Raw genomic sequence first — 18,725 nt, forward strand, 5'->3', positions numbered from 1 at the left:
TTTCGGCGGGTTCAGAGTGGTCGTTTCCGGGTTCGTGAAGGTTGCTCACTCTTTGGCTCGGACGACGAGAACAGGACAGGATGCCTCGCGCATTACGGCGTCGGCGACGCTGCCGACCAAAGCCCGTGTGATGCCGTGGCGGCCATGACTGCCGATCACGATGAGATCCGCGGCCCATTCTCGGGCGGCCTTGACGATCTCCGATCCGGGCGGTCCCTGTGGGATGAACTGCAGAACATGGGTAGTGGCCGGCAACCGGGCACGGAAATCCGCCATCAGTCGCGCACCATCCTGTTCGGCGCGAAGAGCAAGCTCGTCAGCCGCAATCCCGGCCTCTGGCGCGAAGATCAATGACGGGTCGATGGCATGGATCAGTGCCACCTCGGCATTGAGGGTGCGTGCCAGATCCATGCCAACCTCGGCTGCTTGGGCCGCGATCGGATCGTCATCGACGGCGATGAGCACCTTCCGAAAACGCATCCTGCTCTCCTTTCTTTGCTCGGATGAGCGAACAATGACCTTTGGCCGATCTTTCGGACAAATTGGGACAGTATCACCGCAGACCGAACAAACCTTAGTGATCCCTCATTCCGATTGACCTTGATCAAGATCAAGTGATCCAGGGGCAGAATAGCTGGAAAGTATCCCTCTGACGTTTAGCGGGAAACCAACGCTATGCCCTCCTGGGCGGTAAACGCCTTATGGGCTTAGGGGCCCAGGATCCCCGCGCACTTGGTGAGCCGGACGTTCTCGGGGGAGCACTCACCAGCCTCTGTGCAGCAGACTTGGAGGCTAAGCTCGATCTGATTGCCACAGGCTTCTGTAAAAGGTGCCAAAAACCGCCGATGGGCGGCGAATGACCGGGCCGGCAAAGCCCGCCCGGTTCGTTTCGCTGGAAGATGGGCTACTTGGCCTGATGGATGCTCGAAACCGACAGCTTGCCGGCCTTGGTGATGTAGGTGACACTCACCTTCTCACCGACCTTCAATGTCTCGGCTTCAATGCCTTCCGGAAGGGTGAAGGTCTGCCCATCGGACAGTGTGATCGAGTCGCCGTTCTTGTCGACGCTTGTGATCGTCCCAGTGGCTGCTTTGGCGAAAGCACCGGTGGAAGACGCGACTGCCAGGATCATCGCGGTAGCCATGACTGATTTCTTCATTTTCGTTTTCCTGTTTGGTTGGGGTGCCGCAAGGGCCGTTGAGCCCATAGTGGCAGCTTGGGCGATCCGGAAAGTTTCCGGATCATCTCTCTCACCTTGAGAGAGGATGGAGTGAGCCTAGGCCCCGGAGTTTTCGGCGGGATGGCCGGCGCTTTACAAATAAGTATGCTTAAGTGGTTGTCAGATATCCCGCAGGTGCTCGGCGTCGTGCCCGGGCGAGGGGCTCGCAGACAAGACCGCGATGACGACCGATGCGATCACAAGACTGAGCACGATCGCCAGGTAGGTCCATGGAATCGAAAGCGCCTCGGGGGGAGGATCGAACACCCCGGTCAACAGTTTGACCAGCATCCAGGCCGTCATGAGACCAGATGCCAGACCGAACATGATGCCGCCGATAACAATGAGGAGGCCCTCGCTCCACAAGAACGCCGCCAATTGCCGGGGCTTGGCCCCGATTGCGCTCAGGATGGCGAAGTTCCGGCGGCGCTCGACGAATCCCAACGCCAGCATCAGCCCGGCCGCAGCTGCCGCCATAACCACAGAAAACCCAAGTTCGATCGTCGTCAATCCGCCTAGGTCGACTGCGGTGAGGCTCGAACCGATGAGGTGCTTCGCCTGGCTGATGTCAGCTACTTTCAACGACGGGTCGATAGCGACTGCCGATGATACCTGTCGTGCCAGCGCAAGGGGATCGCCTTTCGCTCTCATCAACACGTACTCGGACGCATCAGACCCGGTCATGCGGGCCACATAGGCAGCATTGGCAACAAGGAACGAATCCTTCGGCGCGGTCGGAAATTCACGTGCCACACCGATGAACTTGAATGGAACCGGATGATATTGGTGATCCCCCGCGCTCAAGAGCCGAAGATTGATCGTGTCGCCTTGCTGGAGCTGGAAATCCTGGACCGTCTCCTCCGACACGAGCACGCCATCGGGCGTCGAGGCGAGGTGGTCCAGGATGGCGGCCGCACTGCCGCCACTGAAATAAGCGTCGGACAGGTTTGTCGCGCGTTCGATGCGGATAGGGTCGATGCCGTAGAGATCCTGCAGATCAGCTCCAACGTAAGCGAAGCGATGCTGCATGGGTTCGGCCGCGGCTGCCTCTGGCAGTGCCGACAGGGCTGCCAGATGCTTCCCGGCCGGTTTATCAGCTGTCCCGGACACAGTGACGTCGGATCCATTGGTTAATTCAGCATCGACGCGGGCCTGTGCGTTGTAAGTGGTGTTGAAGATGGCGGTTGACGTGGCGAAGGAAATCGCCAGCGCGGTCATCGCGATGCCGATGGTCAAGCGCCGTGGCTGTCTCGACAACGCCGCCGACACGATGGAAGCCAGAGGCCCTGAGACCGGCCTCACGATACCTCGCAGCATGGCGCCGTTGCGCGAGATAATCACGGCCGACAGACGGATGGTGAGCAGAGCTGTACCCAGCCAGAACAGCGCAGGCGCTATGAACGCCTTGTAGTCGACTGCTGTCGCGGCGACGCCTTCAGGGGCGAGTACGATCTGATATCCAGTGCTCGCGGACTGCCAGAAGAACAGTCCGGCGGCGGCCAGCAGGATCAAGTCTAACCACACTCGCTGCCAAAGGGGCGTTCTCGTGCGGACGACAACGTGACGGGCAGAACTTACCGTGATCCAACGCGCGTCACGCCAGGCTGGCCAAAGAAAGGCAGTGAAGCCCAGCAGCAATCCCACGCCCACGACAAAAACCAGCATTGGAACGCTGACGGATGACGTTTCGAGCATACCGGGAACCAGAATGCCGAAGAGCTCGGTGCCGGCAATACCGATCGCGGTGCCGCCAAGCGCTGCTATCGCAGCTTCGGTGGCCGACAAGGACATGATTGTGCCGGTGGTGGCGCCACGAACTCGGAGCAGGGCCTGTTCGATGCGCCGGCGTGCGGCGCCTGACGATGTCACGGCAAAAGTGAGGACCACGGCCAGTGCGATACCGGGCAGGCCGAGAAACAGGAACAGAACGGAGGCGTAGAGCGCGTCCTGGCGTACGGCGTCAAGGCGCGCACCGAGATTGTTGGCGACCAGGGCTTGACCCGCGATCTTCGCTTCAAAGTTCTTCTGCGCGCCGGTAACGAAATTGTATGCCGAAACCGGGTCGGGTGGCAGCGTGGCGTGAGCAAGCTGCACATGCAACTGCAGCCTGGCGGTGTCAGGGCGTATTTTCTGCTGAGCATCAAACAATTGCTGCCAGTCTTGCTGCGGCAGGATCAGCACGTTGTCCGGTGGCGCCTGTGGGGCTGCCTGAGGTGGCAAGCCCACCGCCTGGAACAGGGAATCCGCATCGGGCAGATCAATCACGCCGGCGACCTTGACGTCTGCCGAAGGCAGCCCGATCCGCTTGATCGAGATCATGTCGCCAGGGCCGACGTGCAGGTTGGCTGCCGTTTGCTGGGCGATGAGCACGCCGTTGGCATCTCCGGCAAGCGGCCGCACTTCCGCCGGGAAGTCCTTCAAATAGCCGCTGTCCAAGGCGATGACTTGCCCCGGTCCCGTGGTCTGCGTTGTCCCTCCCGTCTGCGCCTCAAAACCTGCGACATCGGCGTAGCGGACGCGGTGGACAGTTTTAACCCCTGCGGCGTCACTTAAGGCCTTGCCAACAAGGTCGGGATCGGCTCCTGGGATCACCTGCACCTGCCAATCGATTGGAACGGCCGAGATGGCGCGGGCCGTCATGGAGTTGCCGGCGTTGACGAGGAACAGGCCCACCACAGCAAGAAGCATGACTGCCAGTGCCACGCCCGCAGTCGAGCCGGCGACACGCAGGAAACGGCGGGCGAGTATCCCACGGACCCAGAGAAGATACATCATGCCGCCTCGTTCCTGCGACGACCACTAACAAGCCGTCCATGGTCCATTGTCCAGCGCGTCGCCATCCGGGCGGCCACAGCCTCGTCATGGGTCGCGATGACGAGGGCCACGTCTGTGCCTTCCAATCCTTTGAGAAGGACGTCAAAGAAGAGTTGCGCCGTCACGCTGTCCAACTGCCCTGTCGGCTCGTCCGCCAGAATGAGTTTTGGCCCAATTACAAGCGCGCGGGCCATTGCCACCCGCTGTGCCTGTCCTCCTGACAACTCCTCTGGCAATTTGTCGGCGACCTCGCCAAGGCCAAAGGCGTCAAGTAGCGACATCGCCGTGGCGTTGTCCGCGGGGACTTTGCCGCCCAATATCAGCGGCAATTCGACATTCTGAACCGCTGTGAGCGCTGGGAACAAGCTAGGGGTCTGGAATACGAACCCGATCCAGCGTGGCCTGAGTTCCTCGAACGAACCGAGGCCAGGCCATTCCATAGTGCCCCTTGTCGGCTTGTCCAGTCCGCCAAGGATATGCAGCAGGGTGGACTTGCCGCTGCCGGAGGGTCCAACCAAAGCAATGCGCGCGCCACTGACGATTTCGCAGTCCGCATCGCGCAGCACGGTGACGCGGCCGGCGTTTCCATCGCGGAAGTCTCGGCCGAGCCCCTTGCCAACAACGAGTGTTTCACTCACTGACGATCCTCCCGTCTTTCAGCCTGACGATCCGGTCGGCTCGGTGCGCCAGCGCTTCGCTGTGCGTCGCCAGCAGGGTTGCCAGTCCCGCCTCGCGCCTCGCCTCGAAATGGCCAATGAGCCTGGATTCTGTCTCGCGATCGACCTCGGCGGTGGGTTCATCGGCAACCAGAATGGGAGGGTCGGCGGCCAGGGCCACGGCGAGGCCGGCCCGCGCCGTTTCGCCACCTGAAAGCTGGGTTGAAAATGCCGTTGCACGGTGCGAAAGGCCGACTCCCTCCAGAAGGGCGGCAAGTCGCTTTTCGTCCGGTTTTCCGGCCAGGAGCATCTGGAAGCGAAGGTTCTGTTCGACGGTCAGATGCCCGTACAGGTTCCCAGACTGCAGGAGGATGCCGAAACTGGCGGCGCGGATGCGTGTGCGTTCAGCCTCCGATCGCCGGGTCAGCCGCACCCCGGACACTTCCACGTGGCCGCCATCCGGCTCATCCAGCCCGGTTAGGCAGGATAGAAGCGTGGACTTGCCGCTCCCCGACGGCCCCGTCAATGCAACAATCTCGCCGGCCGAGAGCTGGAAACTGACGCCGCGCAGTGCGGCTGTCTCGTCATCCCCGATGTGGAAGAACCGGTAGAGCTCATGCGCTACAAGGATAGGCATGTCACTTCCACGTGAACGAGTTGGACATCAGCTGCCATTGATCGACATTGTCCGCGCCCTTGGGGGCATAGAGTTCGAGCGTGACCAGCTTGCCATCCTTGAAATAGAGGTAGCGCTCGTTCTCGAGCCGGATTTGCTTGTTGGTGACGGCGTTGGGCTCGGAATTGGATGTGTAGACGATGCGGATGGCTGGACCTGCCGGCAGCTTGACCTCCTTGACCGCGGTGACCTTTACGGCGCGTTCCGCCTTCTCCAGCTCCGGAACAGACGTTGCCTTGGCGCTCTCGACCGTCGGCGCGGTGGCTGCCTTGGACGCGGAGACAACAACGCCGTCGAGCTTATCGATGAAGCTTGCGCCGTCGGCACGATCCGACCGCGCCCAGCCCTCCGGCACCTTCATCGTAAAACCCTGTGAGGATGCGTAGTCGATGAAGACTTGGGAATCAGGGATATCACCGGGCGGATTTTTTTCCGCGGGGACAGCCTTCTCAGCGGCCACGGACTGGGCGCCGATAGCTGGAAAAAATGCCCCCATGGTTCCCAAGGCCATGGCGAGCGTCAAAGTAGGCAGAGTGCGGGTGGTTGAAGAAATACGTTTCATAATTGTTGCGGCCTTTCCAATTGAACAGACAGTGCGTTCAATCTACCGCATCAAACTTACAGCGACGTCGCCGCCCCTATACGGATCGGTAAGCTTCCAGAGGCGGCCTCCGTGCCTGCACAGTTGGCTATTCCGCTGCTGGAAAGCTCACGATGACTGCCAGGCCCGGCCGGCAGTCTTCAAGCGCTATGGTCGCGCCATGCAGATCAGCGATTGCCCTCACAAGGCTTAGTCCTAGACCGCTCCCCGGCGTGGATCGGCTAGTGTCGAGCCGATACAGCCTTTGAAATACCTTTTCGCGCTCTTCGGGGGGAATGCCTGGTCCGTTATCGCTGACCGTTGCGAGAATGCGACCCGGCCGCCGCGCTGTCGATAGCTGGATGACGGTACCTTTGGGACAATGCCGCAGCGCATTTTCTGCCAGATTCGCGAACATCTGGGTTAGAAGTTCCCTATCTCCATGGATTTGGGCACCCCCGGCTTGCAACGCTCCCGACAGCAACTTGCCGTCATCCTCTGCGACATCGGCATAGACCTCGGCTATAGAGCCGATAACGCTGTTTAGGTCCAGGTCTGCAAACCGCGCCTTGCGAGCTCCAGCCTCAATCTGGGCGATACGAAGCAGCGCGTCAAAGGTCGCGTTAATCTCGGCGCTCTCGTCCAGCGCTTCCTCCAATTCGTCCCCAACCGTCTGGCCCAATGCGGTTTTCTCGGATGCTGCGTTCAAAATCATCTGGAGGCGGTTCAAAGGCGTCTTCAGATCATGCGCGATGTTGGCGCTGACCTGTTTCATTCCGTCGACAAGCGCCGACAGGCGGTCGAGCGCGGCGTTCACCTGGCTCGAAACGACGTCGATGTCGTCTCCGTTTCCGACCAAGGGTATACGGGCGCTAAGTCGACCATGCGAGACGTCCACCATCGTTGCGGCAATCCCGTCCAGTCGTCGCTGGACGCGGGAGGCAAGGAGGGCGCCGCCGATCACAGCCAGACCTGTGATGATGAGCGTTCCCCAGCCGAAACTCATGAGGACGATGGTCTCCAGTTCCTCGGTTTCGGACAGGCTGAACGCTATTGTCAGGTTGTTTCCTCCGATCGAGCCGGAATAGGCGCGATATCGGGCATCCGGTGCCACGTCCGGCGTCTGGACGCCGACTATTGAAAATCCCTCAGGGAGCGCGGTCGCGACGAAGTTTCCGGCTAGATGATTACCGTCCGAGCCCGTGAGCGAAAACAGCTGTTCTTTTTTCGTGCTGAGCTTGGAGTGGCTCTCCACCGTGGCAACCAGATCATCCAGATCGTTTGCGCCATAAGTCGCCGCGACGACAGAATAGGTTTCCTTGATGGACTCGTCGAGCCGGTCTGCCAAGTCAACACTCATCAAACGATAAACGATGCCGCCAGAGACGATGAAGGCAAGCACGAACAGGAACGCGAACGTTAAAGCGAGGCGAAAAGGTGTACTCCGAAAAAGTCTGAGGTTATGCATGCAGGCTGTAGCCGGTATGGCGCACCGTATGGATAAGCTGTGTTTCGAAGGGCTTGTCGATTTTGGACCGCAACCGACTGATATGGGTCTCGACCACGCTGGTCTTTGGGTCGAAATGAAAATCCCAGACGCGCTCCAGGAGCATGGTTCTTGTAATCACCCGCCCTTCGCCACGCATGAGGACCTCGAGCAGGCTGAATTCCCGCGGCTGGAGGTCGATCGTCTGACCATGCCGCGTAACACGGCGCATGATCAGGTCCATCTCAAGATCGGCAACCCGCAAGGTGGTTTTCTGTTCCTGGGCTGCCGGTCGGCGACCAAGGGCATTGATACGGGCGAGCAACTCGGAAAAGGCGAATGGCTTGACAAGATAGTCGTCGCCACCAGCCTCGAGTCCTTCGACCCGGTCGTCGACGCCGCCGATGGATGTCAAAAAAATCGCCGGCGTCCGCACACCGGCCGCACGCACCGCCTTGATCATCGACAGGCCGTCCAGGCCGGGAACCATCCTGTCGGCGACAATCACGTCGTAGGCGTCGCGGGTAGCCGCAAAGAGAGCGTCATGCCCGTCAGCCAAAACATCGCAAATGTGGCCTGCTTCGGACAAGCCTTTTGCGATGTATTGGGATGTTTTAAGGTCGTCCTCAACGACTAGAATTCGCATCTTTCTGCCCGCCCCTTCGACATACATTATACCCAAATTTCCTCGATGGTGGCGATTATCGCCACCATCGAGGCCATTATCAAGCTTGCGACGATTTCAGCATATCGAAACAGTTCAACAACTGCGTATCTACTCGGCTTCGATCAGAATATCGTCGATTTCGCCGGCGTTCCTTTTCAGGCTCATGTAAAGGACCAGCGCGGCAATGCAGCCAAGGAAGATCAAGCTTGTTAAGGTGGTGCCGAAGCCCAGGCCACCATATTCAAGCGGTTGCGACAGCAAGTCACCAAAGGAAGCGCCCAATGGCCTTGTCAGGATATACGCTAGCCAGAAGGCGAGGATTCCATTCAGCCTGAAGGCATAGTAGGCCAAGGCGATCAGCGCGATCACACCACCAAACAAGAGGCCGGTGGTCAGATAGCCCATGCTGAACGTTTCAGCGACCAGATCTCCTGCCGCTGTTCCGAGCGAGAAGGTGAAGAGGATAGCCAGCCAGTAGAAGATCTCCCGTTTTGTCGTGTAGATGGTGTGAATCGACAGGGTTCTTTCGCTGGCATACCAGACGGCAAATGTTGCAGCGAGAACGATGCTGAACGCAACCGTCGTCGTTTCCAGGCGGACGCCGAAATTGTCGACGAGATTGTCGGTAACAAGCGTACCGACAACGCTGATGAGCACAACCGCTAGCCAATAGGCCCAAGGGATATAGCGCTTCTGCGCGAACTGGAAGACCAGGGCGACCAACAGGACACCAGTCATGATCAGCGACGTCATCGTCAGCCCAAGGCCAAGGTTGACGGCAAGATAATCCGCCGCGGTTTCTCCCATGGTGACGGCCATGAGTTTGATCAGCCAGAAATCGACGGTGACATCGGGAACTCGGTTTGCGGCCGATTCGACGTATTGGGTGGTTCGGGGAAGCATGGTGATATCCTGTCTTCGAGGCGTTGAAGTTGTCGACTGGATTACTTACCCATGACTTTCATGGCCTGGGCGAAGAAATCGTCGGCGCGCTTGTCGTCGTCCGCGTTGCAGCGCTCGATGCCCTTGGCTTCGAGATCGGAAACCTTTGTCTTGTCTCCTGCATTGAGTTTCGCCGAAGCTTCTGCTGCTCGCAGGTCCTTGAGCGCATCCTCGCAAGGCGTCGAAGCGGCGAATGCAGAAGCGATTGGGCTGGAGGCAGCAATTGCGCAAAAGGTGGCAGCAAGGAGAAGCTTTTTCATGGTGTATTTCCCTATTTTTTGCCGACTTTCGACGGCATTGATAAATCCGGTCAAGGCACAATCCCGCCGGCATCGATACAATAGGGAATGGAGTTCACACAGATCTTTCCAATGCCTTACAATTATGTAAGAAAGTGAGGTGATCGCGAGCCTGAATAATACCATCCTGTACGGCTATTCTGTAAAGGTGACGAATTACATCTTTCGTCTGCGGGAGGACACCGCCGGGCTCCTGACCGACCATGTGGTCGCCAGTCGAACCGGCGCCCAGGCGCCGATTAAGGAGTCAACGCCGTGCTCCGGGAAGGCAAGCGTTTCGCCGTCGAGGACGGTAATACCATGCTCGCGTAGCGCATCCACGAAGGTGTCATGCTCGCGACGTGCTTTGTTGGCCTAGAGGACATCGTCGAAGGACAGCGCCTTGCAATTGCAGGTCGGCGAAGGCACCAGTGTCCCGCCCCGCCATATCCCTTCACCGTAAGTCGGCCGTCCGCTTGTCGTCTTCGATCAGTAGTGTCGAATCCCGCATTTGGTAAAAGTACGTGATCAGGACGAGAACGCCGAGCGTGGCCATACGCTTGGGTCCATTCTTCCGGCATCACCCTCAGAGGCAAACGCCGGACCTTGGCCCAGGCGTTGCATGGGCCCGGCGTCCGCGCGGGTCACATTAGATCTTCAGCGATAAGAGTCTGGATCAAGCCGTCGGTAGCTCGCTTCGATGATCACCGGCCGGTGTCTGCTTGAACGAGATGGAGAGGGCGCTTGCCACGGAGTCGGGCCCGAACGACGACCGTGACGACCGAATGCCGACATGGCAGCCGGGATCAGGAGCACGAGCAGTGACAAGAAGGCGAGGATCGGGACTGCAACCAATGCAAGCGCCGTGGCGATCACGAGCGCGGATACGAGCCAGAAAGTTTCGACCAGTTTGTTCATCGCGATAACTCCGTTGCTGACAATTTAATAGACGTTGGACCTTTCCGGAGAATCTCCTGGGCGATACTGTTTCGTAAGGTCGGGTTGGCTAATCGGCCAGCACCAACGACTATCGATGTGACAGCAGTGCAGAGCGCGATGATGAGAGCTTTGCGGCCGAGCCGAAGTGCGCTCTTTCGTTGTGCGCCTGAGGTCCCCAAGCCGTTCCGGCGGAATCGTGCGAAGAGCCGAGGCGATGCCCAATGTCAACGGCACGATGACCAGGTCATCGAGATAACCGATGATCGGAATGAATTCGGGATCAGATCGATCGGACTGAGCGCGTAGGCGGCGTCGGCCAAAGAGAGTACCTTTGCGACCGTGGCACTTGAGGGTCTCGGCCAGGGAGAGAAAGAGTCATCACGTCCCGCTATGTCCCGTTTGAGGGCCTTTTCGCCCATCCCTTGATGGTCAACGCCCCAGCCGATTGCGCGGCCATGGGTCCATCGTGCCCGCTGAAAGGTCGCCGTTCAAAGTGGACGGGCCGGCATCGAGCCGGCCCGTCCTTCGCTGCTCAAACCTGTTTTCGGCCGCGCTGGCCGCTCGGGGGTAAAGCAGCGGCATTGGCGGCTATGCTCTTACAACGTGCCGATTTCAGGATGGCGGCGATGAGACGATCTTGCGAGACCAATTCCGCAAAATGGCCGGCAACAACAAGGCTATCGGAAGAGGGGGTTGCTCACAATTTACAGATTCGTATGATTTTGCGCCAATTGCCGGCAAAGCCGCATCGGCAAGCGATCTCTCGATGCAGATCAAAGATGCTGGGACCCCTTCGCATACATAGGTTCGAGTCTGACCGCGGAAAGCCTGCGACCCTGTGAATACTGCGATGGACTTCTATTTCCCCGCCGGCTTGCCCAGCTCCGCGCATGTCACGGACAATGCCGTGGTGGACCCGCCCCGCCTCGTCGTCGTTTCCGTGCAGCGAGCAACGGTGTTGTCCTTGCGCAAAAAATAGAGCGTCGCTTGAACCGCCACCGGCGTTACGTGCTCAAGAAGAATCGTTTGGATCACGAAGCCTTCCGAAACATAATCCGAGAGCGTCTTCTCAACGGGTTTCCATTGGTCCAGAATTTGGGCTCGTGCCGAGGCGACATGGTTGGCCGCCCCAAATGCGCCTAGCCCAACCATCAGGATCGTGCGCGCCATCGTTAGGCGACCTGCAAGCATATGAAGACTCCTGTTTTTTGAACCCGCCCAGCGTACACGATAGAGCTTCGCAATGTCCTCTCAAATCGCGTGCCTTGGACTTGGCTTCGTCAAGTTGCCGCGGTTGACCAACTTCATCCGCCTGGAATGCTGCGCTCGGAACGCCGGCCGCATCAAGAATTCGGCGGCGGGCCTGCAGTCATACAAATCCGTAACGGGCGCGCAAGGTGACCAAGAGATTGGCGTCGTAATGTCCATGAAGAAGAGAAGGCATGGTGCTTCTCGATTGTGGAGATTTATATGAAAACGAATTTGATTCTCGCTGGCGCCCTGGTGGCAACTGCGCTGGGTGCAGCAGGCGCTGGAACAGCGCTCGCCAACAGTCATGGCGTGGTGAATGAAATGGCCGAAACTCAGTCCATAATGAGCGCCAAAGTCACGGCGGTTCAGGCTGCGCAGGCGGCGGAAACTAAGGTCAGCGGCAAAGTCGCGTCGGTCGCGTTCGAAGGCGAGAATGGCAAGCCATTCTACCAGGTCGAGGTCGTTACGGCCGACGGTCAGCAACATAGTGTAGCGGTTGATGCCGCTACGGGGGAGGTCACCCAAATGGCGTCCAACCAGGAAGACGAACATTCCGGCCAGAATGGTGACGAGAATGGCCAGGAGAACGGCGGCGAGAACGAAACTGGCGAGAATGCGCAGCAGTAGTTTTCACGTTGCTGATTAGTTGCGGCGCCCATCAAAGGGCGCCGCTTTTTGAGGGGCCCATCCGAAGTGACAGTCAATCTGATCGATCGCCCAGTCTTGGGCGCCCGCCAAGTCCGATCGTCGACCGACACCGTGCGGCGCGGCGAACGCTTTGCAAAAGGATGGCGAGACAGCCGACCAGCAGCAGGGCGCCGCCGAGCAGCGGCGGCAGCGCAAGCAGCTTCACCGCCGCCACGACGGCGGCCACCAGTACCAGCGCCAGCAGCGCCAGATTGCCGTCATCGACGAACATGCCGAAGAATTCCTTGGCCGCAAGACGAATGACGTTCATCGGGCGAGCCCTCCAGTGAGTGTGGGATAGGTGCTGCGCAGCCAGCGCACCATGGCAAAGGACGCCAGCGCGATAATGGCGAAAATGGCGAGCAAAGCGAATTCGGCGCCCGGCCAGTCTGCACCAATGCCTTCGCCGGTCCAGAAGATGCCGAAGCTGGTCAGCATCAGCCCGACCACGAATTTGAGCGCATTCTCCGGCACGCGCGCAAGCGGCCGGTGGACGACCAGGCCAATAAGCATCACCAGGACGAACGCCGCCAGCGCGCCCATGCTGGCGTAAAGCGTCTGCCCGTGTGCTGCGCCGACGGCAATGACGATGAACACGACCTCGACGCCTTCGAGCAACACCGCCTTGAAAGACGCCAGCCCGGCGAGATAGTCGGCACGGCGGTCGTTAGCCTGCCGGCGCAAGACAGCGGTTTCCTCGGAGAAGGCCGCCTCCTCGTCATGCAGGGCAATGACGCCGACGCTGCGCAGGATGGCCTTTCGCAGCCAGCGCATGCCGAACAGGATGAGTAGGACGCCGACGACGAATTGCAGCGTGGTAATCGGTACGAGCGCCAGCAGCGGGCCAAACGCCAATACCAGCGCCGCCAGCAGCGCCAGCGCCAATGCCGCGCCAATCAATGCCGGGCGCCAGCTGCGCGTCACCCCGACCGCGAGCACAATGGTGAAGGCTTCGACGACCTCGACGAAGGACGCCAGAAATGCCGCCGTTATCGTCGAAAGGATGGGGGTTAGACTATGCATCAAGGCTTCCTGTATTGTCTCGTTTGATCATGATCTTTTTGAAAGGTCATTTCTACCTCCCGGATCGTGGTCCAGAACAACTATGCGGTCAGCACCACGCAGCGCTCGGGTGGCAGTGAAAAAGCGAGTGACGCGCCAACCGGCGGCGCTTCGGGCCAGTCGAGCCGCACGCGCTGCGGCCCCAGATCAACCGCCAGTCGCCAGCATCGGCCCTGGAAGGCGCTCGACAGAACCCTGCCTTGCAAGCGGTTGTCGGGATAGGCGTCGGCTGGGCGCGCATCCTCGGGACGAATGACCAGCATGCCGGCGCCGGAACGGGCACCCGGCGTGCGCACTGTTTCGGCGTCGCTGTCGGCGATCTTGAAGCGTTCGTCACGGACCTGCCCGCGAACGATCGAAAAGCCGCCGATGAAGCTGGCCACGAAGGAATCGGCCGGCGTTTCGTATATTGCGCGCGGCGTATCGAACTGGACGATTTCGCCCGCCCGCATGATGGCGATGCGGTCGGAGACGGCCATCGCCTCCGCCTGGTCATGCGTTACATAGACAACGGTGATGGCCTCTCGGCGCACCAGATCCATCATCTCGATGCGCATGTCCTCGCGCAATGCCGCGTCGAGATTGCTGAGCGGCTCGTCGAACAGCATCAGCGCCGGGCGGGCGGCAAGGCAACGCGCGATGGCGACGCGCTGCTGCTGGCCGCCGGACAATTCAGGAGGATAGCGATCCCGGTAGGGGGAAAGACGGGTGACGTCGAGCGCGTGGTTCAGCCGCTGGGCGATGTCGTGATCCGAAAGCCGCTGCGCCTTGAGGCCGAAGGCCAGATTGTTGGCGACCGTCATGTGCGGCCACAGCGCGTAGTCCTGGAAGACCATGCCGATCCGCCGCTTTTCAGCTGGTATGACCGACCTTTCGCTCCACACGACACGTCCGTCCAGCGTGATCAGTCCCTTTTCGGGCTCGACTAGCCCGGCAATAATGCGCAGAAGCGTGGTCTTGCCGGACCCGCTGGCGCCGAGCAGGGACACCACTTCGCCGGCGTCGATCTTGAGGTCAAGGTTGGCCAGAACAGCGCGCCCTCCGAGCGACTTGCAAATACCGGCGCAATGCAGGGAGGCGGTCATGACAGGCCCCCCGCTCTCGCGATCTGACTGCTGCCCGCATCGACATGCCCGGCACTTCGGCGCGGTTTGACGAACCGTTGAAGCGGGTACCAGACCAGTGCCACGCCGATACCCGCCGCCGCCATGGCGACCAGCGCAATGGCGGATGCCAGGCCGTCCCGGTCGTGGCTGAACAGTTTCAAAATGAGCGTCGGCGCCGGCGGGCCGCTCTGGGGAATGAGCATCTGCGAAATCGGCAGTTCGAACACGGTGCGGATGAACGTCAGCAGGAAGGCCGTCACCACGCTCAGCAGGACCAGCGGCAAGGTTATTGCCAGCAATCGCCGGATTGTCCCGACGCCATGCAGACGTGCCGCATCCGTCAGGCTCGGCGCCAACTGGCCGATGGCCGAAAGGATCACCACCAGACAATAGGGAAGTGCGGCCGCGACATAACCCATCACCAGAAGCGAGCCATCGCCGTAATGGGGAAACGGCCAGTCGCGGAAACCCGGCAGGCGGTTCCAGACAAGGATATAGCCGAAGCCGAGCACTATGCCCGGTATCGCCACCGCACCCAGCGACAGGCCAACCACGGCGGTGCGCAGGACCGGGCTCGCGCGGTCGAGCTGCGCCGACAACAGCAGGGCAAGCGCACTGGCGATGACCGCCCTCATCCCGCCGCACCGGCGGGCTACAGCTCGCGCCAACAAGCGGATCTTGCGGTAGGGGCCGGTGGCGCACTGGGTACGCTCGCGCGCTATGTTATTTCGGTCCTGGCGCTGCCGATCGGGGGCCAACTGCCTTGGTGCACGATCATCATCAATATCACGGGATCGCTTCTAATCGGCTTCTTTCGGAACGCTGACTTGGCCAACGATCGATTCCAGTATGGTGTTGGTCGGTCTCCTTTTGGCCAAGACCCGGCCGGCCTATTGGGCGGAACCGGACGTCGTGTGAGAGCAGCCGGGAAGGGCTTTCTTTGATTAGGCTGGGCACGCCTCGAGGATGGAAATAGGTCCTTGGGTCTGAATCACTCGTTCAAGGCGCAGCCCAGCGGCGTCGAACAAGTTTGCATATTGGGCCTGCGTTCTCTCCAGGCCGCCAGTGACGGCGAGCATGACCACGTCGATACCCTTGATCTGGTTCGGTTCGTCACCCGGCGGCACGAGCGTCTCGGCCACAAGCACCTTCCCATTCGGCAGCATTGCCTTGCGGCAATTTTGCAAGATCACCGCGGCACGCCCTTCATCCCAATCGTGAATGACCTTCTTGATGACATACACGTCACCAGCGGGAACGCTCTCAAAGAAATCACCGGCGACAAATTCGGTCCGCGGCAGGTTGCCCCCGGCACCCTGGCGTGCTGCCGCGACGCCCGAAGGCAGATCGAAAAGTACGCCGCTCAAATGTAGGTTGCGGGCCAGAATCGCCGAGAGAAGCTGGCCATGCCCGCCGCCAACGTCGACGACGCACGTGAACGGCTTGAAGTCATAAGCTTCGGCAACGGCCTCGTTGCTGCCTTGGCTCAGGGCGACCATGGCACGCTGAAACAAGGCAGCCTGCTCCGGGTGTTCCGACAGCCAGTCAAACCTTGGGCTCCCGAACACCTTGTCGAAGGCTGGCTTTCCGGTGCGGACAGAATGCAGGAGCTGCTCGAAGGCAAGATAGGCCTCGCTGTTGATCATGCGGACGAAGTCACGGGGACCCGGCCGATCGGAGCGCAGCACGGCACCAACCTCCGTCAACTCGAAATGACGAGGCAGTACCTCCCTAAAGACCCCTTCAGGCGCGAGAAGTCGCATTACACGATAAAGTGCGTCAGCATCTGACTGAGTGGCAGCAGCTAGTTCATCCACCGATTGCTCGTTGACAGCAAGGAGATCGGGGATGCCGAGTTCGATAATGACGCGCAGCGCCTGTGACACGGCGAATCCGAATCCTAGCCTCATGATCTGTTGTGATGGGTTGAGCATGACATTCCTCCGATATGCGCGGAAGTTTAGCAGGCTCTCAATGATGAGTCCTGCATGCCCTGCTTGAATGCCGGGTAGCCCCTAGGTCGCTCTGGGCGGGACTCTAGGAGAGTTTCGAGTTGAGCGTCGTCCATCGTTGCGAGATGGGCATCAATGGCTTCGATGCAGTCGCCAAGCGCGGCTAGCAATTTGGCTGCGTTGTTTTGCATGTTTTTCATTACTGCCGGATTGATCTCGCCGGCATTGGAATGTCGGTCTGTATTCCTACAGTGTCCGCTGACCAGTCTCGCATCTCAGGGGAAGCATCACCGGATTTCAATATTGACACCGCCAGCGCAGCTATATCTGCGGGCGGTTTTGGCTTGGCAGTCGTAAACGTGAAATAGCCGGCCACGATGGCGCAAATATCGAAATGATCGGTGGAACGAATCGTATTGTCGTTAGCGCTGTTGTGCGCCAGCGCACGGATGTACCGTTTTTTGAAAGTTCGTCCTCATCAATAAGTTCAGTCATTCCACTTCGCCCCCGCGTCGATAGAACATTAATAGGATGGTTGCCTACATTAGTTAAAATGCGGGTAAGGCCGACCTGGCCTCTGCCCTCAGTGAGTCCATTTTCGCAAAAGACGGCTCGCATCCAAGTCGATCATCCGTTCGAGCGGGATATCAAAATACCAGACGGCCACTGTGATAGAGACGATGGCAATAATCATCGGATAGAACGGGTCGAAGACAAAGTTGAGCGGGTGTCGCCTAATTTTTTTTAGACGCCTGCGCTCCCTGCCGTATTGAAAATCTTCGCTCAAAGCTTCGTTTGCCACGCTGCCAACCGTTACCGTATCGTAAGTGGCAGCAGGTTAAATAATTCTATCAGGTGTGGCTAATATAATCTGCGAGGAATACTACAGGGGGCAGTATGGTCAGCTCGGTTGCCCGTGGCGACCAGCGAAGGCTTCCCAGCAGGGCGGGCGCTTTCATCGCTGCCTCGAGCTCCGCAACTGCCGTTTCCAAGGCCGGGGCGCAAGGCAGTGCTGTTGCGGATCACTCGCGATGATAATAACCGCTTGGCCTCGCTGCCTGTCGGCCCGGGGTTGCGGTTCGTTTTTCCGGTCGGCGATCTGAAACACCCGAGGCTGCCGTCGGGAAGGTGGGGCGTCGGAACACTTTAGCCATCAATCGTGCTCCCACGGCGTCCGCCCGCAGTCGATCTTCAACGTAAAGTGTGGTTGTGTGCCGGCCAAGGGATCGGTCAAACCTTACGGTTTTGTATAGCGCCGGCAATCTCGCCTCAAACCATCCCGTATATGTCTTGTACCGTTGGAACTGTGGCGATGATGTCCGCCCCCACTCGACGGCCCACAGCTTCGGTTCCAAAGGTGGAATTTTGTTCGATGGTCCGCCACGCAAGGGAGGTCAAAAGCCATGGCACTGAACCGACGCGAATTGATGCTTTTCGGCGCCGGAGGACTGGTCTCCACTGGCTTCTCGACCGGAATCGCCGTCCCCGCGCGACTATCCAGAGTGCCCTCCGCTTACCAGCAAGGCTGGCTATATCCAGTGGATGCGGAAGAACCGGGGTGAGACGGCTAATTTCCTGGGGCAGCGCTGGGACTCGAACAAGTGACAGTTCTTAAAGACGGGGGCGATCGCCGCGCCACAAACAGATCTACGGCCAGTTCATGGTGACGGTCGACATGAAGACCGGCGCCCCGATGGGCGGCACGCCGGAGGGCGCCCAGATGATGTAGACGATGGGAGCACTGGCACTGAAATACCGGCTGCCGGTGGCGCACTGCGGCTATTCAAAATTCGCCACCGACTGCGAACAGCTTGTCGGCTGGTACAAATACGCCGGCGGGCTGCCATTCGACGATTTCAAGGAGGCCATGGCGGCGATCCGCGAGGAGGGGCCTCAGGGCCATTTCCTCGGCACCCAGCACACGCTCGAACATTTCGGTCGGCCTTCTTCATGCCCACCATCATGGACTTCAATTCGTTCGAACAATGGAAGGCTGAAGGGGCAAAGGACCACGACACGCGCGGCCGCGAAAAAGCGCGCAACATGCTCGCGGATTATGAAGAGCCGAAGCTCGAAGAGGGTATCGCGGAGGGGCTGACGGATTTCATTGCGCGGCGCGAGGAGGCGCTGCCGAACAGCGTCAGTTGACGCGACGCACGAACAACGAACGGGAACAAAAAAAGGGAGAAAAAAATGACGCTCTTCAGAAGCAATGGCGACCGCGTGCCGGGCGCTATCGAGGCAATGGCGAGAGAGACACGTGCAGGCCGCATGGATCGGCGCGAATTCCTGGCGCTGGCCAGCGCCTTCGGCGCCTCGACGGCTTTCGCCTATGGCATGATCGGCCTTGCCGCCCCGACAAAAGCCCTGGCCGACGAACCGAAAAAGGGTGGAACGCTGCATGTCGCGA

At 59.7% G+C, this 18,725-nt stretch carries 21 protein-coding genes and 3 pseudogenes; 5 read left to right on the forward strand and 19 right to left on the reverse strand.

Annotation, left to right across the window (positions count from 1 at the left end):
- Positions 1-45: 45 nt before the first annotated feature.
- From NR193_RS22330 to NR193_RS22390, 13 genes are all read right to left on the reverse strand, one after another.
- The gene (locus tag NR193_RS22330) at positions 46-465 is read right to left on the reverse strand and encodes a universal stress protein (RefSeq protein WP_256752913.1); all 420 of its coding nucleotides are present in this window, start codon (positions 463-465) and stop codon (positions 46-48) included.
- A 439-nt stretch (positions 466-904) separates the two neighbouring features.
- On the reverse strand, positions 905-1,159 hold the full coding sequence (locus NR193_RS22335; protein ID WP_256752914.1) for a DUF1344 domain-containing protein: 255 nt from the start codon (positions 1,157-1,159) through the stop codon (positions 905-907).
- A 180-nt stretch (positions 1,160-1,339) separates the two neighbouring features.
- Positions 1,340-3,994 (reverse strand): FtsX-like permease family protein, encoded by a 2,655-nt coding sequence (locus NR193_RS22340; RefSeq protein ID WP_256752915.1) that lies wholly within the window; start codon positions 3,992-3,994, stop codon positions 1,340-1,342.
- On the reverse strand, positions 3,991-4,671 hold the full coding sequence (locus NR193_RS22345) for an ABC transporter ATP-binding protein (protein ID WP_256752916.1): 681 nt from the start codon (positions 4,669-4,671) through the stop codon (positions 3,991-3,993). The genes NR193_RS22340 and NR193_RS22345 overlap by 4 nt, the downstream gene beginning before the upstream one ends.
- Positions 4,664-5,326, reverse strand: a complete 663-nt coding sequence (locus tag NR193_RS22350) for an ABC transporter ATP-binding protein (protein WP_256752917.1) — start codon at positions 5,324-5,326, stop codon at positions 4,664-4,666. The genes NR193_RS22345 and NR193_RS22350 overlap by 8 nt, the downstream gene beginning before the upstream one ends.
- Before the next feature lies 1 nt (position 5,327).
- Positions 5,328-5,927 (reverse strand): hypothetical protein, encoded by a 600-nt coding sequence (locus NR193_RS22355; protein WP_256752918.1) that lies wholly within the window; start codon positions 5,925-5,927, stop codon positions 5,328-5,330.
- Between the two features lie 127 nt (positions 5,928-6,054).
- A complete protein-coding gene (locus NR193_RS22360) occupies positions 6,055-7,413 on the reverse strand; it encodes an ATP-binding protein (protein WP_256752919.1) in 1,359 nt (452 codons plus the stop codon).
- Positions 7,406-8,077, reverse strand: a complete 672-nt coding sequence (locus NR193_RS22365) for a winged helix-turn-helix domain-containing protein (protein ID WP_256752938.1) — start codon at positions 8,075-8,077, stop codon at positions 7,406-7,408. Before NR193_RS22365 ends, NR193_RS22360 begins: the two co-directional genes overlap by 8 nt.
- Positions 8,078-8,206: 129 nt before the next feature.
- Positions 8,207-9,001 carry a hypothetical protein gene (locus NR193_RS22370; protein ID WP_256752920.1) on the reverse strand — a complete coding sequence of 265 codons (795 nt, stop codon included), beginning with the start codon at positions 8,999-9,001 and terminating at the stop codon, positions 8,207-8,209.
- Between the two features lie 41 nt (positions 9,002-9,042).
- The gene (locus NR193_RS22375) at positions 9,043-9,300 is read right to left on the reverse strand and encodes a hypothetical protein (RefSeq protein WP_256752939.1); all 258 of its coding nucleotides are present in this window, start codon (positions 9,298-9,300) and stop codon (positions 9,043-9,045) included.
- A gap of 675 nt (positions 9,301-9,975) precedes the next feature.
- Positions 9,976-10,236 carry a hypothetical protein gene (locus NR193_RS22380; protein ID WP_256752921.1) on the reverse strand — a complete coding sequence of 87 codons (261 nt, stop codon included), beginning with the start codon at positions 10,234-10,236 and terminating at the stop codon, positions 9,976-9,978.
- A 24-nt stretch (positions 10,237-10,260) separates the two neighbouring features.
- A complete protein-coding gene (locus tag NR193_RS33630; RefSeq protein WP_375162728.1) occupies positions 10,261-10,620 on the reverse strand; it encodes a YkvA family protein in 360 nt (119 codons plus the stop codon).
- 495 nt (positions 10,621-11,115) lie between these two features.
- Positions 11,116-11,448 (reverse strand): hypothetical protein, encoded by a 333-nt coding sequence (locus NR193_RS22390; protein ID WP_256752922.1) that lies wholly within the window; start codon positions 11,446-11,448, stop codon positions 11,116-11,118.
- Positions 11,449-11,727: 279 nt separating this feature from the next.
- On the opposite strand from NR193_RS22390, the gene NR193_RS22395 reads away from it, so the two are divergent.
- A complete protein-coding gene (locus NR193_RS22395) occupies positions 11,728-12,135 on the forward strand; it encodes a PepSY domain-containing protein (RefSeq protein ID WP_256752923.1) in 408 nt (135 codons plus the stop codon).
- A 73-nt stretch (positions 12,136-12,208) separates the two neighbouring features.
- Here NR193_RS22395 and NR193_RS22400 read toward each other — a convergent pair whose 3' ends face one another.
- The 4 genes from NR193_RS22400 to NR193_RS22415 all read right to left on the reverse strand — a co-directional run bounded on the left by NR193_RS22400 (position 12,209) and on the right by NR193_RS22415 (position 14,998).
- Positions 12,209-12,466 carry a hypothetical protein gene (locus NR193_RS22400; protein ID WP_256752924.1) on the reverse strand — a complete coding sequence of 86 codons (258 nt, stop codon included), beginning with the start codon at positions 12,464-12,466 and terminating at the stop codon, positions 12,209-12,211.
- On the reverse strand, positions 12,463-13,218 hold the full coding sequence (locus NR193_RS22405) for a COG4280 domain-containing protein (protein ID WP_256752925.1): 756 nt from the start codon (positions 13,216-13,218) through the stop codon (positions 12,463-12,465). Before NR193_RS22405 ends, NR193_RS22400 begins: the two co-directional genes overlap by 4 nt.
- 80 nt (positions 13,219-13,298) lie before the next feature.
- A complete protein-coding gene (locus NR193_RS22410; RefSeq protein WP_256752926.1) occupies positions 13,299-14,342 on the reverse strand; it encodes an ABC transporter ATP-binding protein in 1,044 nt (347 codons plus the stop codon).
- Positions 14,339-14,998, reverse strand: a complete 660-nt coding sequence (locus NR193_RS22415) for an ABC transporter permease subunit (RefSeq protein ID WP_256752927.1) — start codon at positions 14,996-14,998, stop codon at positions 14,339-14,341. Before NR193_RS22415 ends, NR193_RS22410 begins: the two co-directional genes overlap by 4 nt.
- A 42-nt stretch (positions 14,999-15,040) precedes the next feature.
- Here NR193_RS22415 and NR193_RS22420 point away from each other — a divergent pair.
- Positions 15,041-15,208, forward strand: a pseudogene (locus tag NR193_RS22420) (CrcB family protein); the annotation flags it as partial.
- Between the two features lie 99 nt (positions 15,209-15,307).
- Here the strand turns inward: NR193_RS22420 and NR193_RS22425 are convergent.
- Both NR193_RS22425 and NR193_RS22430 read right to left on the reverse strand, forming a co-directional pair.
- Positions 15,308-16,297, reverse strand: a complete 990-nt coding sequence (locus NR193_RS22425; RefSeq protein WP_256752928.1) for an acetylserotonin O-methyltransferase — start codon at positions 16,295-16,297, stop codon at positions 15,308-15,310.
- A gap of 601 nt (positions 16,298-16,898) precedes the next feature.
- Positions 16,899-17,117 carry a hypothetical protein gene (locus NR193_RS22430; RefSeq protein ID WP_256752929.1) on the reverse strand — a complete coding sequence of 73 codons (219 nt, stop codon included), beginning with the start codon at positions 17,115-17,117 and terminating at the stop codon, positions 16,899-16,901.
- Between the two features lie 843 nt (positions 17,118-17,960).
- Here NR193_RS22430 and NR193_RS33635 point away from each other — a divergent pair.
- The 3 genes and pseudogenes from NR193_RS33635 to NR193_RS22445 form a co-directional block, all read left to right on the forward strand.
- On the forward strand, positions 17,961-18,044 hold the full coding sequence (locus tag NR193_RS33635; RefSeq protein ID WP_375162729.1) for a trimethylamine methyltransferase family protein: 84 nt from the start codon (positions 17,961-17,963) through the stop codon (positions 18,042-18,044).
- 3 nt (positions 18,045-18,047) lie between these two features.
- Positions 18,048-18,463: pseudogene (locus NR193_RS22440) on the forward strand (trimethylamine methyltransferase family protein).
- Between the two features lie 45 nt (positions 18,464-18,508).
- Positions 18,509-18,725: pseudogene (locus NR193_RS22445) on the forward strand (diguanylate cyclase); the annotation flags it as partial.

Origin of the sequence: Mesorhizobium sp. Mes31 (assembly GCF_024519675.1) — a bacterium.
In the GTDB taxonomy this organism is placed as follows: Bacteria; Pseudomonadota; Alphaproteobacteria; order Rhizobiales; family Rhizobiaceae; genus Mesorhizobium.